This is a genomic window from Variovorax sp. PBL-H6 (assembly GCF_901827155.1).
Taxonomy (GTDB): Bacteria; Pseudomonadota; Gammaproteobacteria; order Burkholderiales; family Burkholderiaceae_C; genus Variovorax.
Genome location: NZ_LR594660.1, coordinates 283268 through 308372 on the forward strand (window position 1 = coordinate 283268; position 25105 = coordinate 308372).

Here is a 25105-nt window from a genome sequence, read left to right on the forward strand (position 1 = left end):
GACGTGCGCTGGCAGACATGGAATCGGCGAAGCTTAGGCTTTCAGGACCGCCCATAGTCGCGGGGAAACACAGGCCCCGCACCAGTCGGATACTGCCCGACCGCCCACGACCAATTCGGACCGTTATCCGGTCCAACGAGGTCCCCGATGAGTCGGGCTTTTGAGACTCCTCCTCCCCAGCAAGGGAGATGCGGAGCTGCTGCGTGAGCAGAGAAACGCTAGGTCCGACGTTGGCCGAATCGATGGGAGCTTCGGCCTCCATTGCGAGACGTGACTGCCGTGAGAGCGCGGCGATAATCCATGAAGCGTCGCGCAGCCCGCCGGCGCACCCACGGCAGACCAGCATGGCAGACCTCGACGCAGCCCTCCGTAACCTCGGATTCGAACGCGCTACCGGCGACGCCACCCGGGCCCGGCTCTTGCTGGCGATTCAACGCTTCGCAGCCGATGTCGAGGACCCCGACCTCAAGGCGGGCGCCTCCGCCCTCGCACCTGTCGCCAATCCCTTCGTGCCGCCAAAAGCCTGGCTGCGCGGCTTTGTCCTGGGTTTCGAGGATACGGCCGACGACGAACGCGGGACCGACCCAGACGGCGGCGACATGCAGGGCCACATGCTGTGGCAGATGTCGTCTGACGAATGGCGACGTGCCCGAGTTGCCGACCTCGAGGCTCAGGGCCGTGAAGATGGCGAAGCAGAGGCCGCGGCACACAACAATCTGACCTAGCGGCGCGCGGCCGCGCCCGGCTCCGACCCTATGCAAGCAACCCTTTCAGCCACGTTCGCACAATCAACCGTCGGCATGGGTTCGGCCAAGTTCTGGTGCGTGCTCAGGCGAGCGCAAGGTCGCAGACTACGAGCTCCAGCGGATTTGCTACGAGAGGGACCAGTTGCTGAGGTAGCCCGACCCCGGCTTGGCGCACAAGTGCACATGCTTTAGAGTCACCCCTACGTTTTAGGCCGCGCAGGGCGGTTCCTAAATTTCCGACAGAATTCTGAATTGAGGTCAAGCAATGTTTTTTGAGGCGGAGAGGCAGCGGTTCTTCAGGCCCGTCAACAGCTCCCGACGGGAGTTGGTCGTGGCTTGCCTCCGGACACTGTATGAACGCCTTCACGGCCCGCAGGCGGACTACGCCCACAACATGACCCGTGATTCCCTGCGGGAGTTGCTACTGCCTGTCGTGCGGGAGCACCAGAGCCAAGTTTCCGACGACGCGCCTCCTGACGACTTCAATGCGCCTGAGGCCGAAGACCCCTCGCAGCTGACAGCCCTTGTTGTCCGCTCACTGTTGGCAGATGGCTGGCTCGAGAGTTTTGCGGACAGGCAAGGCCTGGTCACCGCGTTTCGGTTCTCCCGCCCCGGGAAGCTGTTTGCGCATGCTTTCGCATCCTTAGACCGGCCCAGCCGTAGCCGACAGCGCAACATGCGCAGCTGCCGAAATGCTCTTGAGTCCGCACTCGCTCGCGGGGATGCCTACGACCTGGTCGACGCCTATGAATATGCGGAAAAGGTCATTGAAGACCTCAACGAGGGCATCGACTACTTCCAGGAACTGCTGCGGCACGTGATGCAGACGGCCACCGCAAGCCAGCAGTGGGAGGAGTTCGTCGAGTTCCTGCGTCGGTTTCAGCGCGATTTCGCAAAGCAGCTCACGGCGGACAACGTCACACTCAACCGGCAGGCCATTCGCCAGAACATCGAGAAGCTCCGGCATGTTCCGGAGGCCCGGTTCGAGCGGATGAACGCGCACCTGAACGACATGGCCCACTGGCTCGTTAAGGACCATTCGGGTGCCTCAGCGTACGACTGGGTGCTCACGCGGATTGAGGACATCGTGGACGCGGCGTGCGACTCCAAGCAGCCAGGCTTTCTGAAGGCGATGGAAACCTACCTCAAGCGGGTAAACGGCCTGGCTCTGCAGTCGATGATGCTGCGCTCGGGCCAGACCCGCCACGCTTACCTCGCAGCCATTCAGCGCATTGCGGAATCAACAGAAGCCGGTCAGGATGAGCTACTCGAACGCATCGGCCAGCAAATCGCTGGCGCGGAGGTTCGACTGCTTGACCCTGCCAGCTTCAAGCTCCGCACGGCCACACAGCGCCGGAAGGCGGTGACGGTCACTCTCCGCCCGCGACCTACCTGGGAGTCCAGGCGCGATGCGGCGGTTCGCCGGGCCGAATCAGAGGTGTTTTCCGTGTCGAATGTCGACCTTGCCGCACGGCTGCGTGCGGACCTGCGGCTGTTCCGGCATCCCATCCGACTTTCCGCCCTACCCGCGTCCACGGCGCGCGAGGTCATCAGCATCATGCAAACGGTCGAGGCTGCGCGAAGCGCGGCGGACAAGGACCTTGTTGCTCGCAAGCTTCCCTACCGCCTCGAAAACGAGTTCTACAGCGGCAACGACTACGAAATCTCCTTCAAAGAATGAACCTATCTTCCCTTATCCGCGAGCAACTGGCTGAGGCCAACCTGCGTCCTGAGCGCTTCCGCGAAATCATCGCCCGACTGCTCTCCTACGGCGTCCTCCTGCGCGACGAAGACCGAACAGAGCAGCTGCTCTACGACGACGTCCGACGTATCGAATCGCTGGTAACGGAGTATTTCGAGGTCGCGGGCCTGATGCTTCACCACGACGCGACTAACCAGTACTTTCGACTCTACGCGCCCGGCGCGCTGGTCGACGGCGTACCGCCCGACACGCACCCTCCCGTGCCGTCGTTGCGAGCTCGGGTATCGGCCGACTTCGTGGCTGCAGCCTTGGCGCTGCGGTTCATCTACCAGAACAAGTTCAATAGCGGCGACATCCAGCCGCAGGGCGAGGTGTTGGTCGGCTTCGAGGAGGTCGCGGCGACCCTGCAGACCCAGCTCAAGCGACCGTTGCCGGCGGGCATGGGCGAGAAGATGGCATTGCTCGCAGAGCTGCGCCGCCACCGCCTGGTACGGGTGGCCCCGAACTTTTCTATTGCGGACGAGGACGCGCTCATCGCCATTCGGCCGACGATTTTGGGCATCGTCAGCAATGACGCGCTGGCTGCAGCAATGGATTCCGACGGTGTGATTCAGGTCGAAGCCTCGGCCCAAGAGGAGGTCGAAGAATGAAGCTCGATTGCATGGTCCTGGCCAACTGGGGGCAGATGTACCCTGGAAGCTACGAATTCGGAGAGAAGACCCTTCTGACCGGCGAGAGCGGGTCAGGCAAGTCCACGATGCTGGACGCCATCCAAACGGTGATGACGGCAGCTTATCCGGGCGTCTACAGCTACAACCCGGGCCAGGACGAGGTGACCCAGGGGCAACGCCGCGGGGGGAAGACCAAGCGCACGCTAGAGTCGTTCATCGTGGGCGCGGACCGAAACAGCTTCTCCCGGGTCGATGGCGCGCACGGTTATGTCGCCGCGGTATTCAGGCCCGACGTGAACGAAGATTCCGCGAAGACCTTCACTGCCATCGTGGGCGTTTCTGCGCGTGTCGACGGGACCGGTGACCGACGTGACGCAAAGCTGGAGCGGCTGGAACTCATCATTGTGGACGACGCCGCCCTCGCGCTCGACGACTTTATGGTCGACGCCGAACGCGGTGAGTACGTCGCGGTGGAGGACATCGTGCGCCGGCTCAAGGCGCGCTACCCAAGGGTCAACTCCTTCGAGGCCCACAAAAGGGACTACATGTGCGCGCTCTACGGGCGGTTTCGGGGACGCGGGTCCGCCCCGTGGGATGAAGCCCAGAATGCCGCAAAGGCCTGGTGCCAGTCCATCGCATACCGCCCCATCGGCTCGGTCAACGACCTTGTGCGCGACGACATCCTGGAGTTCAACGCGAAGAACCTCCAAGAGAGCATCTCGCGAATCAGCGAGCTGATGCAGCAGGTGACGAACCTGAAGCGGGAGGGCAAGCGCCTCGAAGACGCGGTTCAACAGCTTGATGTACTGACGGCTGTGACTTCGAAGGCGACCGCCGCCTACGAAGAACTAGTACTGCATGAACTGCTACAGGCGCGGCTGCACCAGCGCAACGACAATGAGCGAATCGAGAAGGAACTGGGGCGCAAGGCAGAAGCCAACGCACGCGCGACGCGCTACGAGGACCTCGAGCGTGAACGCAAAAAGGAGCGTGAGCAGCTCGACGAACGCCGCATTGCGCTCAGCGCACAGCTCTCCGGCATTCGGGCATACAGCGACAAGATGAAGCTTGAAGCTGACCTGGGGCGGCTGACCGAGTCGGCAAGCGCGACTCTTTCTGCCCTAGGGGCCTCCGTCACGGCTGCGGCGCGGTTGGACAACGTGGCGCGGCACCTCCTGGGGAAACCAATTCCTGACCAATTCCCACAGTTACGCACCGCCGTGGAAGCCGTGGCCCGCTCCTTGGGGGCGACGTCACTTGACCGGCTCACCGGCCTTCGGGATGTCCTGGTCGAGGCGTCGAGCGAGCGACCGCTGAATCCGAGCCGCCTCGAACAGCTCGCGGAGGGGTTTCGGAACTCCAACGATGGCTTGAGCGAGGTGTACCACCGCTTGGTTGGCACTGAACAGAGCGTGGCCATGGCACTGGCGGCGGAGGAGCGTAGCCTCGAGTCGCGCAGGGACAGCGTCGAGGCCACGATTCGGGAACTCGATGCGACCAAACAGCGCCTTTCGACAGGCGGCGGCGACTACCCTCGAGAGACGGTTCCAGCTCTCGAATTGATTCGGACACGGCTGCCGGGCGCCGAAGTTCAGGTCCTTTGTGACCTGGTGGAGCCGCTTTCCCTCGAGTGGCAGCCAGCCATCGAAGGCTACATGGACGGAGCGCGGTTCAACCTCATAGTGCGGCAGGAGTTCGAGGCGCAAGCCATCGAGCTGCTGCAGGGTGTGCGGTCCCGCTGCCGGGTCATCCAGGGCGCACATTGCCTCAAGAGCGCCAATGCGGCACGTGTGCCGGCAGACTCCATCATCCACGAGCTGCACACCGACAACCCCATTGCCAAGGCGTACTTGATTGACCAGTTCGGCGCCGTGGTCAAGGTCCGGTCGACCGAGGAGCTCCGATTCACTTCGCGCGGGGTGACCCGGGACGGAAAAGGGAGTGGCTCGCGGACGATGTTCACCTCTGGGAGCAAGAGCCTGGTGTTCGGTAAGGCCGCGCGGGAGGCCGCGTTGGCAGAGTACGGGCAGAAGCTCGATGCAGCCGCTCAACAGGCCCGGGAGCTGGAGGCGTTGAACGAAGGCCTCAAGGAGGTCCGTCGCAGCCTCAACGGCCTCAAGGAGCCCGCCTTTAACGCCGCTCCGCTGGGGGCGTTGGCTGCGGATATCGAGCACGTACAGCGCTCCCTCTCACAATTGGACCTCTCCGAGGCGTCCGAGCTTGCGGACGAACTAAAGCAGTTGAAGGGGGAGCTAGCCGAGCTGGACACCTCCATTCAGGCCGCCCAAAGAGCCGTGGTCTTGGCCGACCAGGAAGTCGAGGCGGCAGAGGAAATCATCAAGACCGTCCGCGGCCGCTACGACTCACGGCTGCGAGACGTCCAGTTGCAGACCAGCAGACTGGCCAGGCTTTGTGAGCTCAACGTGCAGCGCACCTACCCGTTGATGGCACAGAGGGTGGACGTGATGCTCGAGGACAGGCGTCTCGACGTCGCTGAAGTCCAGCAACTGCTCACCACGAGTCTACTGGTGCTTCCTGACCAACTGTTGGGGGATGTCCGAGGTCTGCTGGCGGACTACAACGCAACGGCACGGCAGGAGGAGCGATTCGAAGCGATTCCCATGCTTTTCGAGCCGGCAAGCTTCGAACCCTACTATTCGGCCCTGCTGAAGCTCGGCGCCGCGGCCGGCGAGCTGCATCAGTCGATGAAGAGCGTTGGGCTCTACAACAACCGGGAAGAAATCGAAGGGGCTGAGCGGTCGTTCCACGACGTGTTCACCAAGCAGTTCTGCGTTGAAATCAAGACCAAGGTCGACGATGGCATCCGGACGCTGCGCCAGCTCAACATCGAGCTGGAAAACCTCAAGTTCGGCGGTGAAAAATTTAGCATCGACTGGACGCGATGGGTGCCGGAGTATGAGGAGTACTACAGCTTCTTCAAGGCAGTCGCCGAGCTTTCTGAATCCGGGGATGGCGAGGATTCGGTGGACCTGTTCGGAAAGTCCGAACTCTCCGAAAAACATCTTCTGGTGAGAGACCGCCTACGTGCGCTCTTGCTTGACCAGGACCAGGACCGGGCGAGCCGGGAGCTCATGCGCATCGCCGATTATCGGAACTATCGTCAGTACGAAATCTGGAGCCATTCGTCCGACGGGAGCCGCATCGGGCTCTCGACCTGGGGCACGGGCTCTGGTGGCCAACTTGAAACGCCGGCGTACATCGTGCGTGCGGCGGTGGTGACCAACCGACTCAAGGTGTTCGAAAAAGGCCCGAGCCTCAAGCTCCTGGTCAACGACGAATCATTTTCCAAGATGGACGAGCAACGCGCCCGAGCGGTTCTGCGATTCTTAAGCGACGGGCTGCGGCTCCAGGTCGTGAGCTCCATGCCAACACGCAATGCCGGGCCCTTGCGGGATGAATTCAACCGGGAGTACAGCGTTTCTCGGGCGAAGGTCGAAGCGAACGGTGAACTCGACTTCGTGACCGACCACGACGAGCGCATCCTCAAGACCGACCGCATGCGCGCGCTCTGGGAAGCGCAGCGTGCACAGGCCCGTGAGCAGGCGGCGCTCGACTTCGAAGCTGCCGAGCCACGGCCGCAAACCGGCTCGACGGCGAGCGAAAAGTCCCCTGACACGTTGGCGCCGGAGGTTGCCGCGTGAACGTGTGCCCCCTTTGGGTCGGCTCGCCGGGCGTGGCCTCCCTGCTCAACCTGCTGGTGGACAGGCTGGACGCTTCGCAGGTACGGGGCAGTGCTCGCACGGCCTCACTTGCGCTCAGCGAGCGCACCTGGCCTGCGCTTTACGGCGCCGGACGGGAGTCGGACAAGGAAGAGCTCTGGGCCCACCTCTGCGACATGGCGCGCTGGGGATGGGTCGCTGTCAAACCTGAGGCCGCGCTGCGTTCTCGCTCGGGCTATGCGATGGCGCCCCGGCTGACGGTACAGGCGGAAGCTGACGTGCGACGTGCAGTCAGCCGGCTAGAGCGGCCCCGCTCCAGCCTGGAGCGCTGGCGTGCAGCGGTCAACGAGCACCTCATCGGGACACCCGAGCAAAAAGCCGCGGTGGCCGACTTCTGCATCGATATCCCGAATCGCGACATGGCAGAGGTAGTGAAGCGCCTCAACGCCCTGCCCAACCTGGTGCCAGAGTCCGTACTCCTTCGAGAGGCCTCGAGCCGGCTGTTCTGGGGCATGTCCAAGGTGCTGGACAAGCGGCAAGCGCTGGTTTGTGCGGTCCTCGGCGTCCAGGAATGCCCCTTCCCCGAATCGCCTGTGCAGCTTCAGGTGTTCCTGCCGCCAAGTCCGCCCAGCGGGGTGCTGTTCATCGAGAACGCAATGACGTTCGAGCAGGCTGTCGGCGCGCCCACGGCAATGCTTGAGGGACTCATCCTGGCATTCGCCTCAGGCTTCCGGGGCAGCGCACAGCGCTTGAGGACCGCCGCGGGCAGCTCCCTCTACTACTCGGCCAAAGGTGACGCATCCGCCGAGGGCCGTGCGCGGTTCGAGGGTTGGCTGTACCAGACGGCGGGTTCGACCTTGAGATTGCCAAGCTACTTCTGGGGCGACCTGGATTTTGCGGGGATGCGGATTCTTGCAGCTCTTCGTGCCTCCTTTCCAGAGACTGAGGCGTGGCGGCCAGGCTACCTGCAAATGCTTCAGGCGCTGAAGTCAGGGGGCGGCCACGCCCCGGAGGCTGCCGACAAGCAGGGCCAGCGTGAGCTGCAGCGAACCGGTTGCCTGTTCGCAGACGCCGAACTCATCCCCGCCATGTCCCGCACGGGCCAGTTCGTCGACCAGGAAGCTTTCCGGCCGTAGGGAGTGCCTCCGTGCCCAGACTGGGCACGGTCATGCCCAAATTGGGCAGGCCGTAGCCGACATGCGGTACCCCTGCGCCCAGCCTAGCGAGCTTTCAACAGCTCGGCAATTTCCTAGGCAATTCGGCCTCGGCACATCGCAATCTGGCCGGTTGGTAGGAAAAGTGGCGCGCGCCGTGAGCGTTTAAGCCGCCTTCCTACACGGCTTCGCACGGAGCTTAGGTTGCGGCGGGTGCTCTTTCCCAGGGCGGCCATTGCCACCCGTGGGCTTCGAGCAGTCCAAGAGCGTTCGCGCGCTCGCGTACCCGGTACACGGTCCGGGCGAGAAAGAACGGAGGCGAACGCCTCGAACGATGTCTTCGATAGGGACATGCCGCATCGTACGTAAGCGGCCATCGTCCACCTGTCCGTGCTCCCTGCCCATGCGTTTCGAGCGCTCCAAGTCCCTCTGCGTTGCAGCCGCGGCGCTGCCCTTCCTTAAAGACCTCGATGCCCTGTACCCGGGTTCGAGCGGTGGTACGCCGGTAAGGTCGTGCCCGGCCTGGCCGCCGGCAGTGACATCCTCCTGCTCGCAAAGGAAGCGGACCACGTCGTCGGCGTGGCATTGGGAAAGCGTGGCGAGGAGGAGACCAAGCTTCGGTGTGTTCGGGTGCTGCCCGCCTACCACCAGTCTGGGGTTGGTATCAGGCTCATCGACCGAATGCTTCACGAGCTCGAATGTGAAAGGCCGCATTGCACTGTGGCGGAAGAAATGCTGCACATCTATAGCCGCGCATTCGTGAACCGCTACGGCTTCGCCCTCAGCGCCGTCGAAAATGGCCGCTATCGACCTGGCCGGCTCGAGTACGCCTTTAACTAAGCGGTTTGCTCTGGCGCCGCACCGGGCCCACTGAGCGCTACGCTGGACCTGGCTACACGGAGCAGGACCACTGGGCACTGCCCTCAGGGAAAAACATGACGAAACTACTTTTGAATGGGGCCTCCGCATGAGCGCCAAGCCATTCCATCGCTACGACGGACACGACCTGCCAGGCGTCGACCCCGCACGGAAGATGCCGCGGGCGACCATCAACGCATCCACGTCACCGCGCTCCATCGGCGAGCTCGTGGGCCGACTAGAACTGTTCACTTCAAAGGAGGCTGAGCAACGCCAGCTGTACCCCTGGGCCAGCCGGTTCGTGCTTGGCTACCCTCTGCCCGACTGGCAAAGGGCTCTCGTCTGGAGCGGGGAGCAGAAGGCCAGGTTCATCACCTCGCTGTGGCTGGACATCGACGTTGGCACCTACCTGGTCAACGACATGGCCGACTATATCGAGGAACCCGGGAAGCCTTTGTTTGCCAGGAAGTTCACGGATGTCCTGCTGGACGGCCAGCAACGCCTGTCGGCTCTGGAGGACTACCTGCTGAACAAGCTGGCGGTCCCTGACGTCAACGGCCAGCCCTGCCGGTGGGAGGAGCTGGGCAAGGTCGAGCGCCGGCTTTTCTGCAACAAGACCTTTGGCTGCTCCTTCGTGCGTTCATGGGATGAAGCAACGCTGCGCCAAATCTACGACCTGCGCTCGTTCGGTGGAACGCCGCACCTCGAGAGCGAGCGTGCCTCGGCTTCGCCTGAACACGAGGTCTGAAAACACCTTCTTCGACGCCGGGCCTTGTGCTCGGCGTTTCTCTTGGCTCAGCACCTGCAAGGAGAAGCGCCCTGGTCATGAGACCAGGGCGCCTGCAATCAGGAGAGGAGGCTTTGCACCTCTGCGACATAGCCAGGCACCGCCTCGATGAGATGGAAGTGCTCTGGGTGCATCATTGGGTAAAGGCTGTGGGTCGCAACGATGACCTGCAGCCGCGACATGTCGGCATCTGCTATTTGCCGCCAAAGCAGCGCTTCCGCCTTCGCGTCGAGCGACTGCTCCGGTTCGTCCATCAGGACGACGGGCACCGCGCCGGCGGCGACGTTGCCGTATCGCTTCTTGAGCACCTCGGCTCTGAGCGTGCAGTCGGACGCGTCGCGGAGTCGGTCTACAGCGAGGGGCTGCGTGCCGCCATGCCAGTTCACGTACTGGTAGCTCAGGGTTGGTTTGTCTCCGGAGAGCAGTGCCTTGAGCTTTTCCAGCAACGCTTGGCTTCGCTGCCCGGACGATTTGTCCTTGATGAGCGTGCCGTAGGCTCGAGCTTCGTCGAAGTACCCGCACATCATTGATGCGGCGATGCTGTTGTCGTGGCCCGGGATGTGGCCTGGCTGGTAGTACAGCGCTGGCGCTCCGTCGGTTGCGACCTCGAGCCCGTTCAGGTAACGGAAGTCTCTCGACCACCGGTAGCCTGCCTGGTGCCAGTAGTCGTCCGAGTCGAGGCCCCTGGTGTAGTTGTCGTCGAAAGCGCTCTCACCTGTTTGGTACGAGAGCGTCTGGAGCGCCAGAGTCTTGAGCAGCGCGGACTTTCCGGCGCCGTTCGGACCAACGATGACATTAGGCCGTTTGGTCGAAAACGTGATTCCCTTGGGATGCTCCTGCATGAGGAGCGAAGTCTCAAAGTACGGGACAGCGGTGAAGCCGCTGGCTGTGAGTTGGGTTATCAAGAGAGTATTCCTTTTCCGAAGCGATGGGTGTCCTGCCTCGGTATAGGGACGTTCCGGCGGCGGAAAACGGGGGTCCGCGCTTCAGTCGCGCACCCGCTCTAGGATTTCCAACGCGTCCACCAGCATCAAGGCCTTGCGCAGAAGGTCCTCGAGCGACTTCGCAACGAATACGTTCGGCTTGCTGACCCTGTCCAGGTGCGCACGAGCAAGTATTCGCGCCCTGCGCGAAGCTTCGGCCTGGGCCGGGATGCCTGCCACAGCTCCTCGCTGACGTCCTCCGCGATATACAGAAGTACGAAGTGCTGCGCGCTGGTCGCGCGCACCGCGTGAAGTGGAAAACCAGTTTCTGCCAGGGAGCCGAACCCAAACGTCTCCTCGGTCACCGCGAACACCACCAACTGGTCGTTCGCAAGGTGCAATGCTTCCAAGGGCGCGAGCTCGGGCGTCCAGCTCTCCACTTGCGGGTCGAAATAGGTGACTCCTCGAGCCTCGAGCGCAGTGCGGAAGGCCCGCCTCCAACTGCTGGGGCCGCACGTGCCGAAGAGGCCGAAATTGGCCGGCGTCAAGCCGGTGTGGGCAGGGGTATCGCAGGAGCTCATGCCTAGGATAGGCACGTCGTTGCTTGCAACGCAGAGGGCTCCTGGCTGGGCTTCGGTTTTCGGGCTGACGGCTATACGGTGCACCTTGACCCAAAACTCCCTGCCCGGCCGTTCGCGCCTCAGCCCCCCGCGCCCTCGTAGCTCGGCGCCGCATTTGCGCCCGCGAACCCCTCAAATGGATGCCGTGGCAAGAGCTATCCACGGGTGCACTGCGTTCTCCTTCGAGGGGGCCTGCCGGGCTGTGAGTCAGGCGAGCAACTTGCGATTGCAGGAGCATGCGGTGCCCGGGGAGACCCTCCTCCGCACCCACGAGCCTTGATGGGATGACAAAGACCGTCAGCAACGCTGGCGGCCTGGTGAATTACGCGCTGAAGATGCCTGGATGAGGTCCGGCTGCCCAACCTGTCCAACCACCGCTGCACGTTCATGACGTGCACCCTCGCCCATGCCTTTCAGCTCGCTGCAAGAATAGTCGCCAGCTATCCCTTAGCGGCCTCGAGCTTTGAAGGCGCTCTTGGGCGGCTGTTTCCTGGACACGAGGACGTCGTAGCCGGCACGGCCCAGTACCCTCACCAAGAACTCGAAGCCCTGCTCGGAGCCCAGCCACTGGATGGCCGTCGCCGCCGCCGAGGCCTGCTCCTGGGTGTGGTTCGGGACTAGGGTCTGCATGAGAGGGGGCAGCCCGAGCCGGTCCTGGTTCGCGGCCTCCCATTCCTGGGCAAGCGCCGCCTCGCGCTGGCGGTCACGGTACTCGAGGTCGCTCTTCGTCCGGTTGAATGCGTAGCCGCGGTGCACGATGCCGGCCGGCAGGGGCGTGTACTGGTCTTTATCGTCGTCGTCGCTCTTTGCCACCAGGCGCGGAGTGTGATTCAGGGCGAGTGCGAGCAGAACGAAGGTGCTCAGGCTGGTGTCGGCGTCCTCCGCCTCAGTTCGTTGGATGGTCATGCGGCTCACGCCGGCGCGACTGGCCAGTTCGGCCTGGGTGAGGCCCATGGCGGTACGTGCATTAGCCAGCTGTGACAGGAGCGTGTTCTTGACGAGCGGCGCCACGTGGGTCAGGTCTTCCTTCGTTGCCATCAGAGAGCCTCCATCGGCAAAGTCTCTTCCTCGACGACCATGGTGTGCGATTGCAACGTGACCTTAGCGAGCCGTGCCGTTCCTCCATGCATCCGGGCGGCTTCCGCGAAGCAGCAAACCAAAAACGCCTTCACGGCAGCGGCCGTGGGAGTTTCGAAACAGTTTTCCGAATGAAGTGAAACGACCCACGCGAGCTTTCCCTCAAGCTCCTCAGCGCCCTCAGCGGCGCACAGGTCGTACGCGGGAACCTCGTACTGGATGCCGCCGTCGTTGACGGCCTGGATGGCAACCGGCAGCTTGCCGATTCCAGTCTCGACGGTCTTGTAGGCCGTACCGAAGATGGTACTGCCTCCCTCGCTGTCCTCTGACGCGGGCAACTCGTTCAGAACAAACCAGAAGTTGAGGAATTGCTGCTGCAGGTATTTGGTGGCCATGTGTTATCCGTTATAAGCGTGCAGTCTCATGCTACACCGATGTAGCCAGGTAGGTCAAGGGATACGGTTGTGTGCAGTGGCCTAAAGCGCATCGCGGTTGCTACACCGTGAAGGCCAACTACTACCAAGGATATGAACATGAGTGAAGCTGCTCTCCTCGAACGACCCACTGCAGACAAGACCTACAGCAAGGACGACATCATCCCTTCGTCCGCCTGGGGCAAAGACCACTGGTCCACCCTCTCCTACGTGGAAGCAGTTGCGACGGACTGTGCCGGCTTTCAGGTTGGCGCGGACGCGCGCATGCGCAGCACGCGGCGCAACCTCCGGGTGATGCAGAGCGAATGCCCCCGGCCGAAGCGTGCTGGCGCTCGCTCCTGGCCGCACGCAGTCGATTCCCACCACGGAACGCGCCTTCGCGACGGCTCTGAAGTCGACGGCCACGACGACTGGGCCTGCCTGCAGGACCTGGCGGCCGAAGGCCTGTTCACGAGCAACGAGCAGGACATCGAGCCTGGAGAGGTGCTGCACCTGTCCAAGAAAGGCAAGGCATGGGCTTCTGCCCTGCGCTCGCACAAGCAGGCGGGCGGCGCCTTTTCGACGTTCACTGCCGACGGGCTCCCCCAGATGGAGCTGGAGGGCAAGGCACCACCGAAAGAGGTTTTTGTGTGGATGAACAAGCGCATCGACGTTAGCGCCATCCTTGCGGACATTGCCAGCAAGAAGCTACGCCCGAAGGAAGTGACCATGGATGCGGAGTTCGTGGCGACCTACGCCCGAACTTTCCTGGGCATCGACAAGGCCAAACGCGATGTCGACCAGATTGGTTCGCTCTTCATCGCGGTGAGCTCGAAACACGCGCTTGAGTTGCCACAAGAGGTGCTGGACCAACCGGCAATCCTCATCTATGTCGGCAAAGGAAAAGGCGTTCTCAAGACCGAAGGTGACACGGCCGACTACCTGCTGTGTGACGGCAACCACCGTTACATCCGCGCCTACATGGATGACCTCGGCGACCGAAAGGCCTACGTCCTGAGCCCGGCTCAGTCGCGGGCTTACCGGAAATAAGCCCTCACGAGCGCACGCTCGCTGCTTCTAGCACCCTGCTTTGCCGGGGTGCTTTTCTTTGGCTCCCGTGCTCGAGCCCGGAGCGGTGCCGGAGAAACGAAAACCCCCGCTCTAGGCGGGGGTGAATGACGCACTGGCTCTTGTCTATTGGGATGCGGCAGCGGCCCTGCGCTTGGCCTTGGCTGCGGTGATGGCGGCCTGCGCAGCTTCGCGGTCGCCTTTTAGCGCCTTGATGACCTCGGCTTCCGGGATGTGCTTGAAGCGCGACAGCCATTCCGACGCCGGACGAACCCAGGTGTCGGGCTCGAAAGGCCAGACGTGGCGGTAGACCACGACGTTGCTTGCATCCTCGGTGTGCTTGCCGAAGCACGTGAGAGCGTAGATGCCGCCATCGGTATGGCGAAAGTAGGTGGGAACGGCTGTAAGCACGTAGGGGCTCCATGCAGATATCGAATGTGCCATATAGCGACCAGGTCGGCGGCCGCCCCGCGCCCCGCGGCGCCATCCGAAGCGCGGCTTAGCCCGGTCGGCATACAAAACACGGGGCTACATGTGTCACGTGGCCCAGCACCGTTGAGCTGGCAGGCACCTGGCGTTCAGGGCAGAAGCCACGACTTTGCCGACCCAGAGAACCATATGCTCAAACGACTCCCCCAGGCCCTGGCCACCGCCGCCAGCCTGTTGATGGCCACCCACAGCGCAGCCGCCGGCGGTGTCATGCCGATGAGGGACCTGACCGTTCTCGGCAGCGCCGCCTTCCCTGGCTCAATGCTCCCGCCCGGCGCGCGACCGGCGCAGCCCCAAACGTCCAATCCCTCCCCCGCTCCCGGCAGCCCGACGGAAGCTGCCCCTGCGCCAGACGCAGCGGGTCCTTGGAGCGACACCCCGACGCTGACCGTGGCGCGTGCCCTACAAGCCGAGCTTCATCGAACGGATTCGCTGGTCGCGACGTTCCAGAACACGACCGGGAAGACGCTACAGCTGAATTACCTGCCGGTCGGCGTGCTTGCCTATCCCTTCTCGTCACAGGTCGAGTCCGGGTGTCCCGCTGTCGGCGGGACGCTCGCCGTCGGCGCCACCTGCAAGCTGCTCCTCCAGTTCGCGCCCGGAGCCGGTGCGGCAGGGACCTACCAGGACGCAGAAAGCTTCTTCTTTCAATGGCAGTTCGAGGCCTGCGCGGCTGGAGCTTGCGGTGACCCCGCTGCAGCAGGCCACAAGACGTTGGCGATGCTGACCGGGCAGGTGACTGCGCCGGCGCGCCCGGTCATGTTGGCTTTCGACCAAGGTGGCGCCCTGGGTTACTTGCCCGCAGGAACCGTTCTAACGAGGAAGGTGAAGCTCCACAACAGCGGTACGAACAACTACCAGGTCTACAGCGTTGGCTTCTTCCAGGACGGCTCACAGGGGCAAATCAAAAACCTCAGCTCGACCTGCCAAATCGGCGTTGCCGGTGGCCAAACCTGCGAACTGTCCTTCACCGTGGAGGTGAGCCAGTGGCAGCCGGCTGGAACCTACCGCTCGACGCTACGTGTTGGCGGCGCCGACCCGGCTGCAAACAACTACAGCCTCAACGCGGACATCGAGGTGAGTTTCACCAAGTAGTGATGCGCGGAAGGAACGAAAATCGCCTGGGGATGGCGACGGCCCCTGCTGACCTCGACCCTCTGAAGGAGCTCGCGCGCCTATGTCGAACCGCGGCTGTTCGCGAGACGCTCGAGCGACTTGGCAACCTGCTGTGCCACAGCCTTGATGCCGCGGGCGTGCGCTGGCAGGCGCTCGAGACGGGCCATACCGTAGCTCAGCGTGCCGACGGCTGTGACGCCTGCTGCTCCATTGCCCTCCTCGGCAAGAAGCCCGTGTACAACAGGGCCGCTCCCCTTCCCGCCCCGGAGTTTCGCCTTGACCTGAGGTTTCGGACACAACTCGCCTCAGACTGGGAGGTGACTGCCTGCCTAGCTGACAGGTCTGGCGCTTTCCCTCAGCCACCAGCTCGATTTTGGTCCCGCGAGGTGCTGCTCGGCGACCTTTGGCACCTGAACACCGACCTTGACGTCCTCGAACTGGACGGCCTTTTCGACGACTGGGAGCAAAGCTGCCTGCTCGAAGTTGCCGACTTCGTCGGCCATTCGTTCTAAACCCTGCGTCACCCGGCGTTTGCTAGACGAAGGACAAAACCACCTAGGACATCATGAAATACGCCCTCCCCTTCGACATCGAAATCGAAACTACCCTCGACGGCGCCGGCCGCATCGTGCGCTCCGGCCTCAGCAAGGAGCTTGTTGGCAACCACGGCGCAATGCCTGTGGAAGCGTGGGTGAAGCTCTCCACCCTGGAGCAACACAAGGTGTTGAGCCAGGGCGCGAAGCACCCCTTCGCCGCGCATGCTGAAGACCGGGTGGCCAGTGGCATCGTCGCCGGCATGGAGGCCCTCCTCCTGGCGCTGGCCTGTGAAGGCATCAACCTCAACTCCGTCTCGGCCGCCAAGGCCCTCGTGACCGCTGTCGAGGCCGCGGCCAAACAGCAGGCCGACTGAGCTCCCCTCATTCCCTTCGAAGCCCGCTCACCGCGGGCTTCCTTATGGGCGCTTGCGCAGTGGCGCGCCCGACTCTCTAGATGACCCGAGGCCTGCTCGCTATACGGCCTAGGACAACTCACAAGGAACCAATTTTGGAAACACTAGCCCTCCTGCTGGTCGTGCCGCTCCTCTGGCCCTTCATCGCGAAGGCAATTTGGAAGCATGAGCTGACCGTGCGGGAAATTGCCATCAATCTGGCCGTCGGCGCCGCCATCGTCATCCTCGGATGGGCCGGCGGACGCTATGCCCAGACGCACGATGTCGAGTTGCTCAACGGTGAAGTGCTCCGCAAGGAGTCCCATCGTGTCTCCTGCGAGCACAGTTACGAGTGCAACTGCACGTCCTCAACCAGCACCGATTCCCAGGGCCGGACCACCACAACGAAGAGCTGCTCCACTTGCTACGAGCACACTCATGACGTCGACCACACGCTGTACACCAACGTGGGGGACATCGACATCGACCGCGTTGACCGTCAAGGGCTCACAGTCCCTCCGCGCTTCACCAAGGCCGCCGTTGGGGACCCGGTGGCGAAAAGCCACAACTTCGTGAACTACGTGAAGGCTGCGCCCGAGTCGCTGTTCAACACGCTCGCCGAGAAGGCCGCGTACGCGAAATTCGACGGCCACCTGCCTCCCTATCCGGACGAAATCCATGACTACCACTACGCGAATCGTGTTCTGGTCGTCGGCGCAAAGGTGCCGGACGCAGCCGAATGGAATGCAAAGCTCGCAGGCGCCTTGAAGAAGCTCGGCCCGGCCAAGCACGCGAACGCCGTCCTGGTGTTCACCGCCGACACGGACCCGAACTACGCGCAGGCCCTGCACCAGAAATGGCTGGGCGGAAAGAAGAACGACATTATTGTGGTCATCGGCGCGCCCAGCTACCCTGAGGTCGAATGGGCCCGCGTCGTGACCTGGTCCGACAGCCAGCTCTTCAAAGTGCAGCTCCAGGATGCCATCCAGGACCTGAAGACCGTGACGCCCGATTCCGTCATCGCCTTGCTCACAGAGCAAACGATGAAGGGCTTCGAGCGCAAGAAAATGTCCGACTTCGAGTACCTGAAATGGGAAATCGCCCCGCCTACGTGGCTGCTTGCCCTGCTGTTCGTGCTCTCGCTGGTCGCCAGCGTCGTCACGTCAATCAAGCTTGCTAACAACTCCGAATCGTCGGGCGGCTACATGCCGCGCCGGTTCGCACGAAACGCTAAAAGCCGGCGCTAAACGCCCCTGCCTCCCAGTTCATCAATCACCAAGGAAATCACCCCATGAAGAAAAATCAACACGGCTCGGCCGCTGTCGGCATCCTCATCGCAATCGTCGCCCTGTTCGTGCTGATTGGCGCGGTCTTCGGTGTCAGCTACATCTCGGCCTACAACGCCGGCAACACCATGGAGCAAGGCATCAAGGCCACGCACCAGAACAACCAAAACATCCTGGCGACGTACTCGCAGAAGGTCCTGGAGGCCGCACAGGTCACAGACATGATGCGCGACGACCTGGTGCGGGTGACGAAGGCAGCCATCGAGGGCCGCTATGGCGCTGATGGCTCCAAGGCGGTGTTCCAGGCAATAACCGAAACCAACCCGCAAGTGTCGGAAAAGCTCTACCTGAAGCTTCAGCAAATTGTAGAGTCCGGTCGCGACGAATTCAAGGTCAACCAGACTACGCTCATCGACAAGAAGCGCGTTTACCAGCAGGAGCTCGGCTCCTTTTGGCGCGGTATGTGGATGCGCATTGCCGGCTACCCGAAAATCAACCTCGACGACTACAAGGTTGTCATCACCGAAGGTGTCGAAGCAACCTTCAAGAGCGGCAAGGAATCGGCACCGATTCGACTGCGCGCTTCCCAGCAATAAGCCTCTGGCTTGATTTCGAGCGGACCCTCTCTGGGTCCGCTTTTCTTTGCTCCTCGGACTGAGGCAGTCCACCGCCAAGAAAAGGCGCCCCGACGGCGCTGTGGCGGTCGGGGCGGAATGGTTTGTTTAGGCTAAGGTGGCCGTTAGAGGTCCTCGGTATGCTCCGCTTTGAGGCGCCGTTCTGTGAGGTCGAACCAGCCCTCCAGGCGCTGAAAGATTTCAGCTTGGGAGAACATGTCGCGGCTTTCACCAATGAGCTGCAACAGCTGAGCCTCTTTGCCGCTGTACGCGACCCAGTCGGGCATATGCCGGCAGAGGTGAGCGCAGTAAGCTGCATGGGCCTCGAAGTTGAGCTTCATGCCGAAGGCGTCGGCTAGGCGCGCTTGGATGCCATAGGTGCGGCACTCGCGCTCCGTAGCCTGGCCGGTGACAGGGTGTTCGTACTCGCGTCCCGCAATTTCGATTTTGCCCAGGTTGAAGGTGAAGCCGCCCCAGGGGTTGCAGCGTTCATCGAACCTGTCCGGGCCGAACTCGACTGCGTGGGCCAGGTCGTGGCAAATCGCTCCGAATTCTGACGAGTAGGCGTAGCGCCCACCAAACACGTATTCCTTGTAGCCCTCTTGTTCTAGGTCGAAGTGAAACCCTGGGTGCCGCATCAGCGGAATGCGCGCGAGGCGCTCGTCAAATACGCGACGCAGCCGCGGGATGCGCGATTGGGGGATGGTCTTCATCCCCAGTCCAAAAATGTCTGCCATGTCGTGTGCTCAAGTGGTCCTAACGACGTCTAGCGACGAGGGCAATGCCCGCGAGCGCCCCCTACCTGCCGCGCGCCTCCTCTTCCTCCATGCAGGTCTCGCACCAGCCCGTGGGGTCGCCAAGATGTGCCTTGGCCAGGGCGAGTGTCGGATGGTTGACGACGTGGCCATGTGCTTCGCAAATCGTTGCCCAGGGACCTCCGCTTTCATCCAGGTCGGCCTGGGCGGCGGAGTACAGACCCACAAGGTGTCCGGTTTTTCGGCTTTCGCGCTGCAAGACGCACCCCGCAAGGTCTGCGAACTCGTATTTCTTGACCGCTCCAGTCATCCCCCGCTCCTTTCGCCAAATCAGCTAAAACTAAAACGCATCGGCGCACTTTTGAGATGCTAAAATGTATCATACGACAATGCGCTTTAGGCGGCGGCTTCGTGCTTCGAGTCCGGCGCCGCGATAAGCGCAGTCCATATACAAAGCTTCCGCTGAGAAGCGTGTTGGCCTCAAACTATGAACACCCTCGAAATCCATTGCGAACTCGGCGAGCTGAGCCGCCCCTTCGTCTGCGAGCCGGTCCAACCCAACCAGCTGGTGCACCTCACGCTCATCGTCGACGGCAAGCCCTTCGCCTCCACGAAGGATGAGACCACCGACGGTCCCCGCCTTGACGGAAACATCCTACTGGCAGGTCGACTGCGCGGGGCGCAACTCTTCCTCCTGAACTGTGAGTGCGGTGTGCCTGAGTGCGCCGGCGTCTTCGAGCCGGTTCATGTCCGTAGAAGGACGGGCGCGGTCTCCTGGACGTTCTCGCAGGCTTACTTCGACTACCTGCGCAGCAGGGGCTTCGTCGAGGGGGAGCCGCGGGAAGTGTCGTTCGAGTTCGACCGCGCCGCCTACGAGAGCCTTCTAGAGTCAGCTGAGGATTTCGCGGTAGCCGCTGAAGGGGGCGGCAAGGTCGCTCTCCTCGGCGAGAGCGAGCGCCCTGTTGCCAAGTCCATCCTCCTCCAACTCGCGGCGGAGCGCCAGCTGATGGCAGCTCGGCTTGCCAGCCGGTGGTTCGTGTCCTCGGCGGCCGGCCGGCAGGGCTACGAGGTCATCCGTCCCCGCTCGGTTGCGGGGCGGACGCCCGATTTCAAGGGTGCATTGCCCGAGCGGCCCAGTGTCGACCGGGGCATCCGCATAGGGGTGGGCTCGCCGGAGCATCACCTTGTCTACCAATATCAGTTCGACGACCGGTCTGGAGCCGGGCATTGGGCCTACTCGTACACGCAGGTCGACGGCACCTTGTGCGACTTTCCGCCACCGTGGGAGGCGTGAGCCATGGCCAACGTCGCGGCCCACTGCCGCCCGGGCCACCACGCTCATGCGGGCCATACGCCGGTCTGTGCCTGGCCCGCAGATTGCTACGTCCAATGGGGGACAAAGGGACTGGTCTTGCGCCGAGACGGCGGCGAGCCATACATCACAGCCTACTTCGAAGCGTTCCCCGAGACGTTCATCCGAGGAGAAGGCTCCAACGTAGAGGACGCGGAGCGAAACGCATTTGCCAAGTTCGAGCGCTATCAAGCTTGTCCGGGCCACGAGTTCGAGCGCCGGGGGTACACGAACGGTGCAGGGTTCTGCAAGCACTGCGGGATGTTCAAGGGCAAGGCGTTCCTTCCGGCGACCTCGTGCACCGTATGCTCAACGCCAACTGATTACAGCTACGGCGTCGATGCCAACAAGGTTTCCCATTGGTACTGCGAAGACCATGAGCAGCTGCGGCCGCGGGACACGCAACCGAGCTTCGTCGACCGCCTACGTGCCTCCAACGAGGACTAGGCCCCGGGCCAGCCCGCCTTCAAACTTCGATTTCCGAGTCATAGCCCCCAGGAGCACCATGCGCCCAATTGTCCTGCCAGTCATCCACTTTGCTGAAAAGGCCCGTGCCTTCCACAACGCCGCGGTTGCCTTTGACGCCGGGTGCGACGGGGTGTGGCTCATCTCGATGGACGGGCGAGATTCGTTGCTCGAGCCCGCTGCGCTTGAAATCAAGGCTGCCTGGCCGACCAAGCAGGTCGGCATCAATTATCTGACCCTGCCGGCCGTAGAGGCCATTAGGCGCAATGTCGCAGCCGGGCTGGACATGACCTAGGCTGACAATGCGCGCGTGAATACGACGGAGGACGACGCGCTGGGCCTTCCGATTGCCGCCGAGCTACGCAAGTATCCTGGGCACGCGTTTTTTGGAGGGGTGGCGTTCAAGTACCAGGCGGCGGAGCCCAACCCGGGCCTGGCTGCGCAGCGCGCGGTTGAGTTCGGCATGATTCCAACCACGAGCGGGGAGGCGACCGGCAAGGCGGCAGACGTCGAAAAGCTGAAGCTCATGCGCGCGGCGCTGGGTGAGGCCCCGCTCGCTATCGCCAGCGGAATCACCCCGGACAACGTCGACCTGTACGCCCCCTACCTCACGCACATCTTGGTGGCAACGGGGGTCTCGGCGAGCTTCCACGACTTCGATTACGAGTTGCTAGCTCTCCTCATGGGTCGGCTCGAAATGGGGCGTGCAGCATGAGCGCCGGCGCAAGGGCTGTCCGTGGCGGCCTCGAGAGAGTCTCGCTGACAGGCCCGGATGACAACACCTCCGTCGATGCGTTGGCCGAGCTCGGACGCCGCTACCCGTTTGTCGAATGGGCGCTACTTTACCTACCCGAGAAGGAGCGGCTGGCACGCAACCCGACGAGGGCTTGGCGAGAGCGCTTTTTCGATGCGGGGGCCGCCGGCGGTTCGGCCGTTCACCTGTGCGGGCTTCAGGCTTTTGCGGAGCTGAAGGCCGGCGCCCTGCCAACGGACATCCTGCAGGCTGGTCGGCTGCAATTGAACATCAATGCGCGCGGGGTGGTATTCAGCGTGAGCGAGACGCTCGACCTCTACCGGCGCGCGCTGGACCTCGGGCCTGACCTCATCCTCCAGCGCCATGGCGGCACTACCGCGGCAATCGAGCTATTCCTCGGTCACCTCGCCGGCGATGACCGGTCGCGCGTCCACGTGCTGCTCGACGAGTCAAAGGGCCGTGGCGTGAAGCCCGATGCCTGGACCATTCCGAAGGGGCTTGGGAGCGCGTTTCTCGGTTTCGCGGGGGGCATTTCGCCAGGCAACGTCGCGACCGTGGCGCGAGCAGTCGATGAACTGAGCGTAGCTTACTGGCTGGACATGGAGTCCGGTGTGCGCACGGAAAACGAGTTCGACATCAGTAAGGCGAAAGCCGTTCTCGAAACGGTCGCCGAGTTCGTGGCGAGCTAGCAGCTCAACCTGCTATTTCGCTGGCGCCAAGAGCTTCAACAGGAAAGCGGCGACCAGGAAGACAGCCCCGCCGCGCAAGCTCCAGCGGTCTACCCAGGACCATCGTGACAGTTCGGCTTCGAGTACAGCTATTACAACGGGCGCCATCGGGTCCTCGGGGCGTGACTTGGCCTTCGCGTCTGAGACAACCTTTCGAAGGTTGTCGACGAATCCATAGAGCCCGTCGTTGCGCCAAGCCGTCACCACGAGCAGGATGCCGCTGACGAGGCCGCACACGTCAGACCATGTTTCTAGGGACACGTGGCACGCTCAAAGAGATATCACCCGACGCGGCTCGCTGGTTTGGCCTTCCAGGTCTTCCAGGCCAAGGACCAATCGCTTTCCGGCTGCGTGTGCCAATCGGACGAGCGTCAGCAATGAAGGACCGCGCTCCATCTCTCCTGTCTCTAGGCGGCTGATTTCGGCCTGGCCAATCCCGCTGGCTGCCTCTAGCCCCTCCTGCGACAGCGCACCTTCCTTTCGCATCTCCCGGAGGAATGCCCCAATTTGCTTCAGCATTTCGTAGTTGTCGAACCCGAACCGGACTTCTGGGTCTTGAAGCAGGCTTGCTTCAAACTCCTCAGACTCGCGCGCTTGGGCAGCGGCATCGTTTACGTTCATTCGTCCCATGGTCTTCTCTCCTTCAGGTTGACCGCCCCCACGCGCGTGCACGCGCATCCGGCGCGGACTTTGGAAGACCGACTCGTGCGGTAGCCTGCCAGGCGTCGATGGCAAGAAGGGTCACTACGCCAGCCTCGACCTGATAGACGCACTCGACTCGGCCGAACAGGTTGTATGAATACTCCACCCCGTACAGCGTAGCGTAGCCCCCGGCACCGGAGGTCAGGTATTCGCTGGGGGCCAGGGGCTCGAGGCCGAGGTCCATGGCATGGTGGCGAGCAATCATCATCCCAGTACATTGTTTCACCGCCCGGCCGGGCGCCTTGAGGACGTCGAGCAACTCGAGCCGGGCGTCCGGGTGGTAGATGGGCAGCACGTTCAAATTATGGGCTTTTCCACATGGAATGCAAGTCTGCCCGCCAAAGCAATCCTGACCTGCTTTTTTGTGCCGGCTGCGCTCCTAGCCGCGCTCCCCCGGACGCCGGAGGGCTGCTGCTTCACAAGGCTCGGTTTCACGCCCCCGGACGAGCATCCCGACGAGTTGCGCTGGTCAGACCGGATTCGAACACCAAGGCGGAATCCATCTTCCAGTTCCTCGGGGAGCGCTACCCGAGCGATTTCACGCTCGAGACGGTCGAGCTGTATTAGCGGAAGCCTGCCCGGGCCAAAACGGCTCGGTCTTCCTCTACAGCCTTCGCTACCGCAGCGCAAACTGGCTCGTAGTGGCCCTGGAAGAACTCTTTGACCCGGGCGAAGCAGGACAGGGCGCGGTGAGCCGCCTTCTCGACATAGTGGCGGTCGAGCACCTCCCAGCTGGCAACCAACATGAATGCGCCGACCACGGCTTCGTTGTTCAGTTCGGCCAGGCGCTTCTCGGGCGTGCGCCCCGTCTTCCCCACCTTCAGGAAGTCCCGCTGAAGGGGATTCCCGACGACGTAGACGTGCCCTTGCGCCGCTTGGAGGTAGTCCCGCACCGCTTTCGTCGCGAAGTCGCGCCAGTCGTCCTCGAACGGGTGCGCGGTGAACGAGCGCATCACATCGCCCTTTCCCTGCCGTAGGGCCGAAAGAACGAGTTCTGCGGTACGGGGCGCGTCATTGGCGTCGAAGGCGCGCTCGAGGGCGGCGATTGAGACCAGGTGAGGAAGCTGAGGCATCGCCCGTGTAGGCGGTCCGTTTAGCCGCGGCGCCGCTCGGTCGCTACAGGTCTCAGGACCTATTCATCACACAAAGGAAAAGACATGGGATGCTGGAGCTACGCCATCATCGGCTCGGACGACGCGCTCGACTGGGAGTGCGACCTCTTGGAACTCGCCAAGATTGACCTGGAGAACGACGAAGCGAACACACCGCTCACGCGCGCCCGGCTCGAGGCAGCCATTCCGGAATTGTTCGCAAAGCTGGACGGTCGCCTCGGCGAGCGGGACGAAGAACGCGAGCGCTACAACCGCTCCATCGGCTACCAGGTCCTCGGCGTCTTGCTGATGGGCGCGGGTTGCACGCTGACGGAAGAGATGCGCGAAAAGCTTGTTGCCGGCAGTACCAACTGCGGCGAATACAAGATGGCGTCCTTGACGAAGGAAAAGGTCAGGGACCGCCTCGTGGAGGTCGGTTCGACGGAAGATGAAATCGTCAGCTGCCTGAGGGCCTACGACGGTGAACGCCTGCGCGGTCGCAAGGCCGCCATTGATGGCCTGGTCGCAAACCTTCGGGAATACGACATCGCCGGTGGCACTCAGCTGCACGTCGAGTCCCCCAGCCTCTTTGACAAGATGGCCGAGGTGCTCGGCGCATGAAAGTACAAGTTCTCGGTGACATTTCGCTCGTGTCGAGCGTCTATGTGGAACTGACGGCGCAGGGCTTCCTGCATCTGTTGGTCAACACGAAGGACCGGGGCGCCCCTTACCAGGTGTCGGGGGGCTGGTCGTTGTATGCGCAGATTGTGCAAGACGCGCAGATGCCCAAGCATCGGGTCGTCGCGATACACCCTCTCACGGACGACCGAGCCGAACTTGCCGCCATCCTGCGCGATGACGAGGGGGACTACCGGGTTGGCGCCGAAGTGGTGCTGATTGCGGAAGGTGAAGCCGAAGGTGAGCTCGTGCAAGGCGTCGCGTACGAGGCGCAGTGCAAGGACCAAGTCGAGGTTCTGTTCGTTCCCATTCAAGCCAACCTTGCCCCCAAGGAAGTCGCCGCCTGGAAGCCGCCAGGGGCATCAACCTGATTTCCAGCCGCTGACCCTGTGTCAGCGGCTTTATCTTTGGTGCATACCCCACTCCTGCTTGCTACACCAGCCAGGACA

29 protein-coding genes are annotated in these 25105 nt (G+C 62.7%); 20 read left to right on the forward strand and 9 right to left on the reverse strand.

The annotated features are described in order from the left end of the window. The first annotated feature begins 344 nt into the window (after nt 1-344). From G3W89_RS29730 to G3W89_RS29760, 7 genes are all read left to right on the forward strand, one after another. Nucleotides 345-725 carry a hypothetical protein gene (locus G3W89_RS29730; protein ID WP_162570939.1) on the forward strand — a complete coding sequence of 127 codons (381 nt, stop codon included), beginning with the start codon at nt 345-347 and terminating at the stop codon, nt 723-725. 415 nt (nt 726-1140) lie between these two features. Beyond that, nucleotides 1141-2427 carry a Wadjet anti-phage system protein JetA family protein gene (locus tag G3W89_RS29735; protein ID WP_232076897.1) on the forward strand — a complete coding sequence of 429 codons (1287 nt, stop codon included), beginning with the start codon at nt 1141-1143 and terminating at the stop codon, nt 2425-2427. Beyond that, a complete protein-coding gene (locus G3W89_RS29740) occupies nt 2424-3098 on the forward strand; it encodes a DUF4194 domain-containing protein (RefSeq protein WP_162570937.1) in 675 nt (224 codons plus the stop codon). Before G3W89_RS29735 ends, G3W89_RS29740 begins: the two co-directional genes overlap by 4 nt. Beyond that, nucleotides 3095-6781 (forward strand): SbcC/MukB-like Walker B domain-containing protein, encoded by a 3687-nt coding sequence (locus G3W89_RS29745; protein ID WP_162570936.1) that lies wholly within the window; start codon nt 3095-3097, stop codon nt 6779-6781. Before G3W89_RS29740 ends, G3W89_RS29745 begins: the two co-directional genes overlap by 4 nt. Then, complete coding sequence (locus G3W89_RS33060) at nt 6778-7935, forward strand: Wadjet anti-phage system protein JetD domain-containing protein (RefSeq protein ID WP_232076898.1); 1158 nt, start codon at nt 6778-6780, stop codon at nt 7933-7935. The genes G3W89_RS29745 and G3W89_RS33060 overlap by 4 nt, the downstream gene beginning before the upstream one ends. 531 nt (nt 7936-8466) lie before the next feature. Beyond that, nucleotides 8467-8793 carry a GNAT family N-acetyltransferase gene (locus G3W89_RS29755; protein ID WP_068673969.1) on the forward strand — a complete coding sequence of 109 codons (327 nt, stop codon included), beginning with the start codon at nt 8467-8469 and terminating at the stop codon, nt 8791-8793. Between the two features lie 127 nt (nt 8794-8920). Then, entirely contained in the window at nt 8921-9559 is a 639-nt protein-coding gene (locus G3W89_RS29760; RefSeq protein ID WP_083944139.1) for a DUF262 domain-containing protein, read from the forward strand. Between the two features lie 98 nt (nt 9560-9657). On the opposite strand, the gene G3W89_RS29765 is transcribed toward G3W89_RS29760, so the two are convergent. The 3 genes from G3W89_RS29765 to G3W89_RS29780 all read right to left on the reverse strand — a co-directional run bounded on the left by G3W89_RS29765 (nt 9658) and on the right by G3W89_RS29780 (nt 12613). Then, a complete protein-coding gene (locus G3W89_RS29765; RefSeq protein ID WP_068673971.1) occupies nt 9658-10503 on the reverse strand; it encodes an AAA family ATPase in 846 nt (281 codons plus the stop codon). Between the two features lie 1085 nt (nt 10504-11588). Next, a complete protein-coding gene (locus G3W89_RS29775) occupies nt 11589-12179 on the reverse strand; it encodes a helix-turn-helix domain-containing protein (RefSeq protein WP_102905960.1) in 591 nt (196 codons plus the stop codon). Continuing rightward, nucleotides 12179-12613 carry a hypothetical protein gene (locus tag G3W89_RS29780; protein WP_162570935.1) on the reverse strand — a complete coding sequence of 145 codons (435 nt, stop codon included), beginning with the start codon at nt 12611-12613 and terminating at the stop codon, nt 12179-12181. Before G3W89_RS29780 ends, G3W89_RS29775 begins: the two co-directional genes overlap by 1 nt. A gap of 138 nt (nt 12614-12751) precedes the next feature. Between G3W89_RS29780 and G3W89_RS29785 the strand changes: the two genes are divergently transcribed. Continuing rightward, nucleotides 12752-13681, forward strand: coding sequence for a hypothetical protein (locus tag G3W89_RS29785; protein ID WP_162570934.1), 930 nt, complete (start codon nt 12752-12754; stop codon nt 13679-13681). Nucleotides 13682-13825: 144 nt separating this feature from the next. Here G3W89_RS29785 and G3W89_RS29790 read toward each other — a convergent pair whose 3' ends face one another. Further along, the gene (locus G3W89_RS29790) at nt 13826-14110 is read right to left on the reverse strand and encodes a DUF1653 domain-containing protein (RefSeq protein ID WP_068673977.1); all 285 of its coding nucleotides are present in this window, start codon (nt 14108-14110) and stop codon (nt 13826-13828) included. 144 nt (nt 14111-14254) lie between these two features. Here G3W89_RS29790 and G3W89_RS29795 point away from each other — a divergent pair, with 144 nt between their 5' ends. The 5 genes from G3W89_RS29795 (at nt 14255) to G3W89_RS29815 (ending at nt 18114) form a co-directional block, all read left to right on the forward strand. Beyond that, nucleotides 14255-15283, forward strand: a complete 1029-nt coding sequence (locus tag G3W89_RS29795; protein WP_162577716.1) for a hypothetical protein — start codon at nt 14255-14257, stop codon at nt 15281-15283. Between the two features lie 32 nt (nt 15284-15315). After that, a complete protein-coding gene (locus G3W89_RS29800) occupies nt 15316-15816 on the forward strand; it encodes a hypothetical protein (RefSeq protein ID WP_068673981.1) in 501 nt (166 codons plus the stop codon). A gap of 53 nt (nt 15817-15869) precedes the next feature. Beyond that, nucleotides 15870-16214, forward strand: a complete 345-nt coding sequence (locus G3W89_RS29805) for a hypothetical protein (protein WP_068673983.1) — start codon at nt 15870-15872, stop codon at nt 16212-16214. Nucleotides 16215-16294: 80 nt separating this feature from the next. Continuing rightward, the gene (locus G3W89_RS29810) at nt 16295-17479 is read left to right on the forward strand and encodes a hypothetical protein (RefSeq protein ID WP_162577717.1); all 1185 of its coding nucleotides are present in this window, start codon (nt 16295-16297) and stop codon (nt 17477-17479) included. Nucleotides 17480-17523: 44 nt separating this feature from the next. Next, nucleotides 17524-18114, forward strand: coding sequence for a hypothetical protein (locus G3W89_RS29815; RefSeq protein ID WP_162570931.1), 591 nt, complete (start codon nt 17524-17526; stop codon nt 18112-18114). Between the two features lie 143 nt (nt 18115-18257). On the opposite strand, the gene G3W89_RS29820 is transcribed toward G3W89_RS29815, so the two are convergent. Together G3W89_RS29820 and G3W89_RS29825 are read right to left on the reverse strand one after the other, a co-directional pair. After that, nucleotides 18258-18845, reverse strand: coding sequence for a hypothetical protein (locus G3W89_RS29820; RefSeq protein WP_162570930.1), 588 nt, complete (start codon nt 18843-18845; stop codon nt 18258-18260). Nucleotides 18846-18930: 85 nt separating this feature from the next. Beyond that, nucleotides 18931-19197, reverse strand: coding sequence for a hypothetical protein (locus G3W89_RS29825; protein WP_068673992.1), 267 nt, complete (start codon nt 19195-19197; stop codon nt 18931-18933). A 177-nt stretch (nt 19198-19374) separates the two neighbouring features. Between G3W89_RS29825 and G3W89_RS29830 the strand changes: the two genes are divergently transcribed. Genes G3W89_RS29830 through G3W89_RS29850 form a run of 5 tightly spaced genes read left to right on the forward strand, consistent with a single transcriptional unit; the run spans nt 19375 to nt 22146 of the window. Continuing rightward, nucleotides 19375-20181 carry a hypothetical protein gene (locus G3W89_RS29830; RefSeq protein WP_162570929.1) on the forward strand — a complete coding sequence of 269 codons (807 nt, stop codon included), beginning with the start codon at nt 19375-19377 and terminating at the stop codon, nt 20179-20181. A gap of 3 nt (nt 20182-20184) precedes the next feature. Continuing rightward, nucleotides 20185-20685 carry a hypothetical protein gene (locus G3W89_RS29835; protein WP_068673996.1) on the forward strand — a complete coding sequence of 167 codons (501 nt, stop codon included), beginning with the start codon at nt 20185-20187 and terminating at the stop codon, nt 20683-20685. A gap of 58 nt (nt 20686-20743) precedes the next feature. Further along, entirely contained in the window at nt 20744-20998 is a 255-nt protein-coding gene (locus tag G3W89_RS29840; RefSeq protein ID WP_162570928.1) for a hypothetical protein, read from the forward strand. 15 nt (nt 20999-21013) lie between these two features. Then, nucleotides 21014-21418 (forward strand): hypothetical protein, encoded by a 405-nt coding sequence (locus G3W89_RS29845; RefSeq protein WP_162570927.1) that lies wholly within the window; start codon nt 21014-21016, stop codon nt 21416-21418. Further along, nucleotides 21415-22146, forward strand: coding sequence for a hypothetical protein (locus tag G3W89_RS29850; RefSeq protein WP_162570926.1), 732 nt, complete (start codon nt 21415-21417; stop codon nt 22144-22146). Before G3W89_RS29845 ends, G3W89_RS29850 begins: the two co-directional genes overlap by 4 nt. 309 nt (nt 22147-22455) lie before the next feature. On the opposite strand, the gene G3W89_RS29855 is transcribed toward G3W89_RS29850, so the two are convergent. From G3W89_RS29855 to G3W89_RS29865, 3 genes are all read right to left on the reverse strand, one after another. Then, entirely contained in the window at nt 22456-22815 is a 360-nt protein-coding gene (locus tag G3W89_RS29855; RefSeq protein ID WP_162487218.1) for a helix-turn-helix domain-containing protein, read from the reverse strand. Nucleotides 22816-22828: 13 nt separating this feature from the next. Further along, nucleotides 22829-23188 carry a hypothetical protein gene (locus G3W89_RS29860; protein ID WP_068674006.1) on the reverse strand — a complete coding sequence of 120 codons (360 nt, stop codon included), beginning with the start codon at nt 23186-23188 and terminating at the stop codon, nt 22829-22831. Nucleotides 23189-23450: 262 nt separating this feature from the next. After that, on the reverse strand, nt 23451-23840 hold the full coding sequence (locus tag G3W89_RS29865) for a GIY-YIG nuclease family protein (protein ID WP_162487217.1): 390 nt from the start codon (nt 23838-23840) through the stop codon (nt 23451-23453). 267 nt (nt 23841-24107) lie between these two features. Here G3W89_RS29865 and G3W89_RS29870 point away from each other — a divergent pair, with 267 nt between their 5' ends. Both G3W89_RS29870 and G3W89_RS29875 read left to right on the forward strand, forming a co-directional pair. Next, nucleotides 24108-24599, forward strand: a complete 492-nt coding sequence (locus G3W89_RS29870; RefSeq protein ID WP_162577718.1) for a hypothetical protein — start codon at nt 24108-24110, stop codon at nt 24597-24599. Beyond that, on the forward strand, nt 24596-25027 hold the full coding sequence (locus tag G3W89_RS29875) for a hypothetical protein (RefSeq protein ID WP_068674012.1): 432 nt from the start codon (nt 24596-24598) through the stop codon (nt 25025-25027). The genes G3W89_RS29870 and G3W89_RS29875 overlap by 4 nt, the downstream gene beginning before the upstream one ends. Nucleotides 25028-25105: the final 78 nt, after the last annotated feature.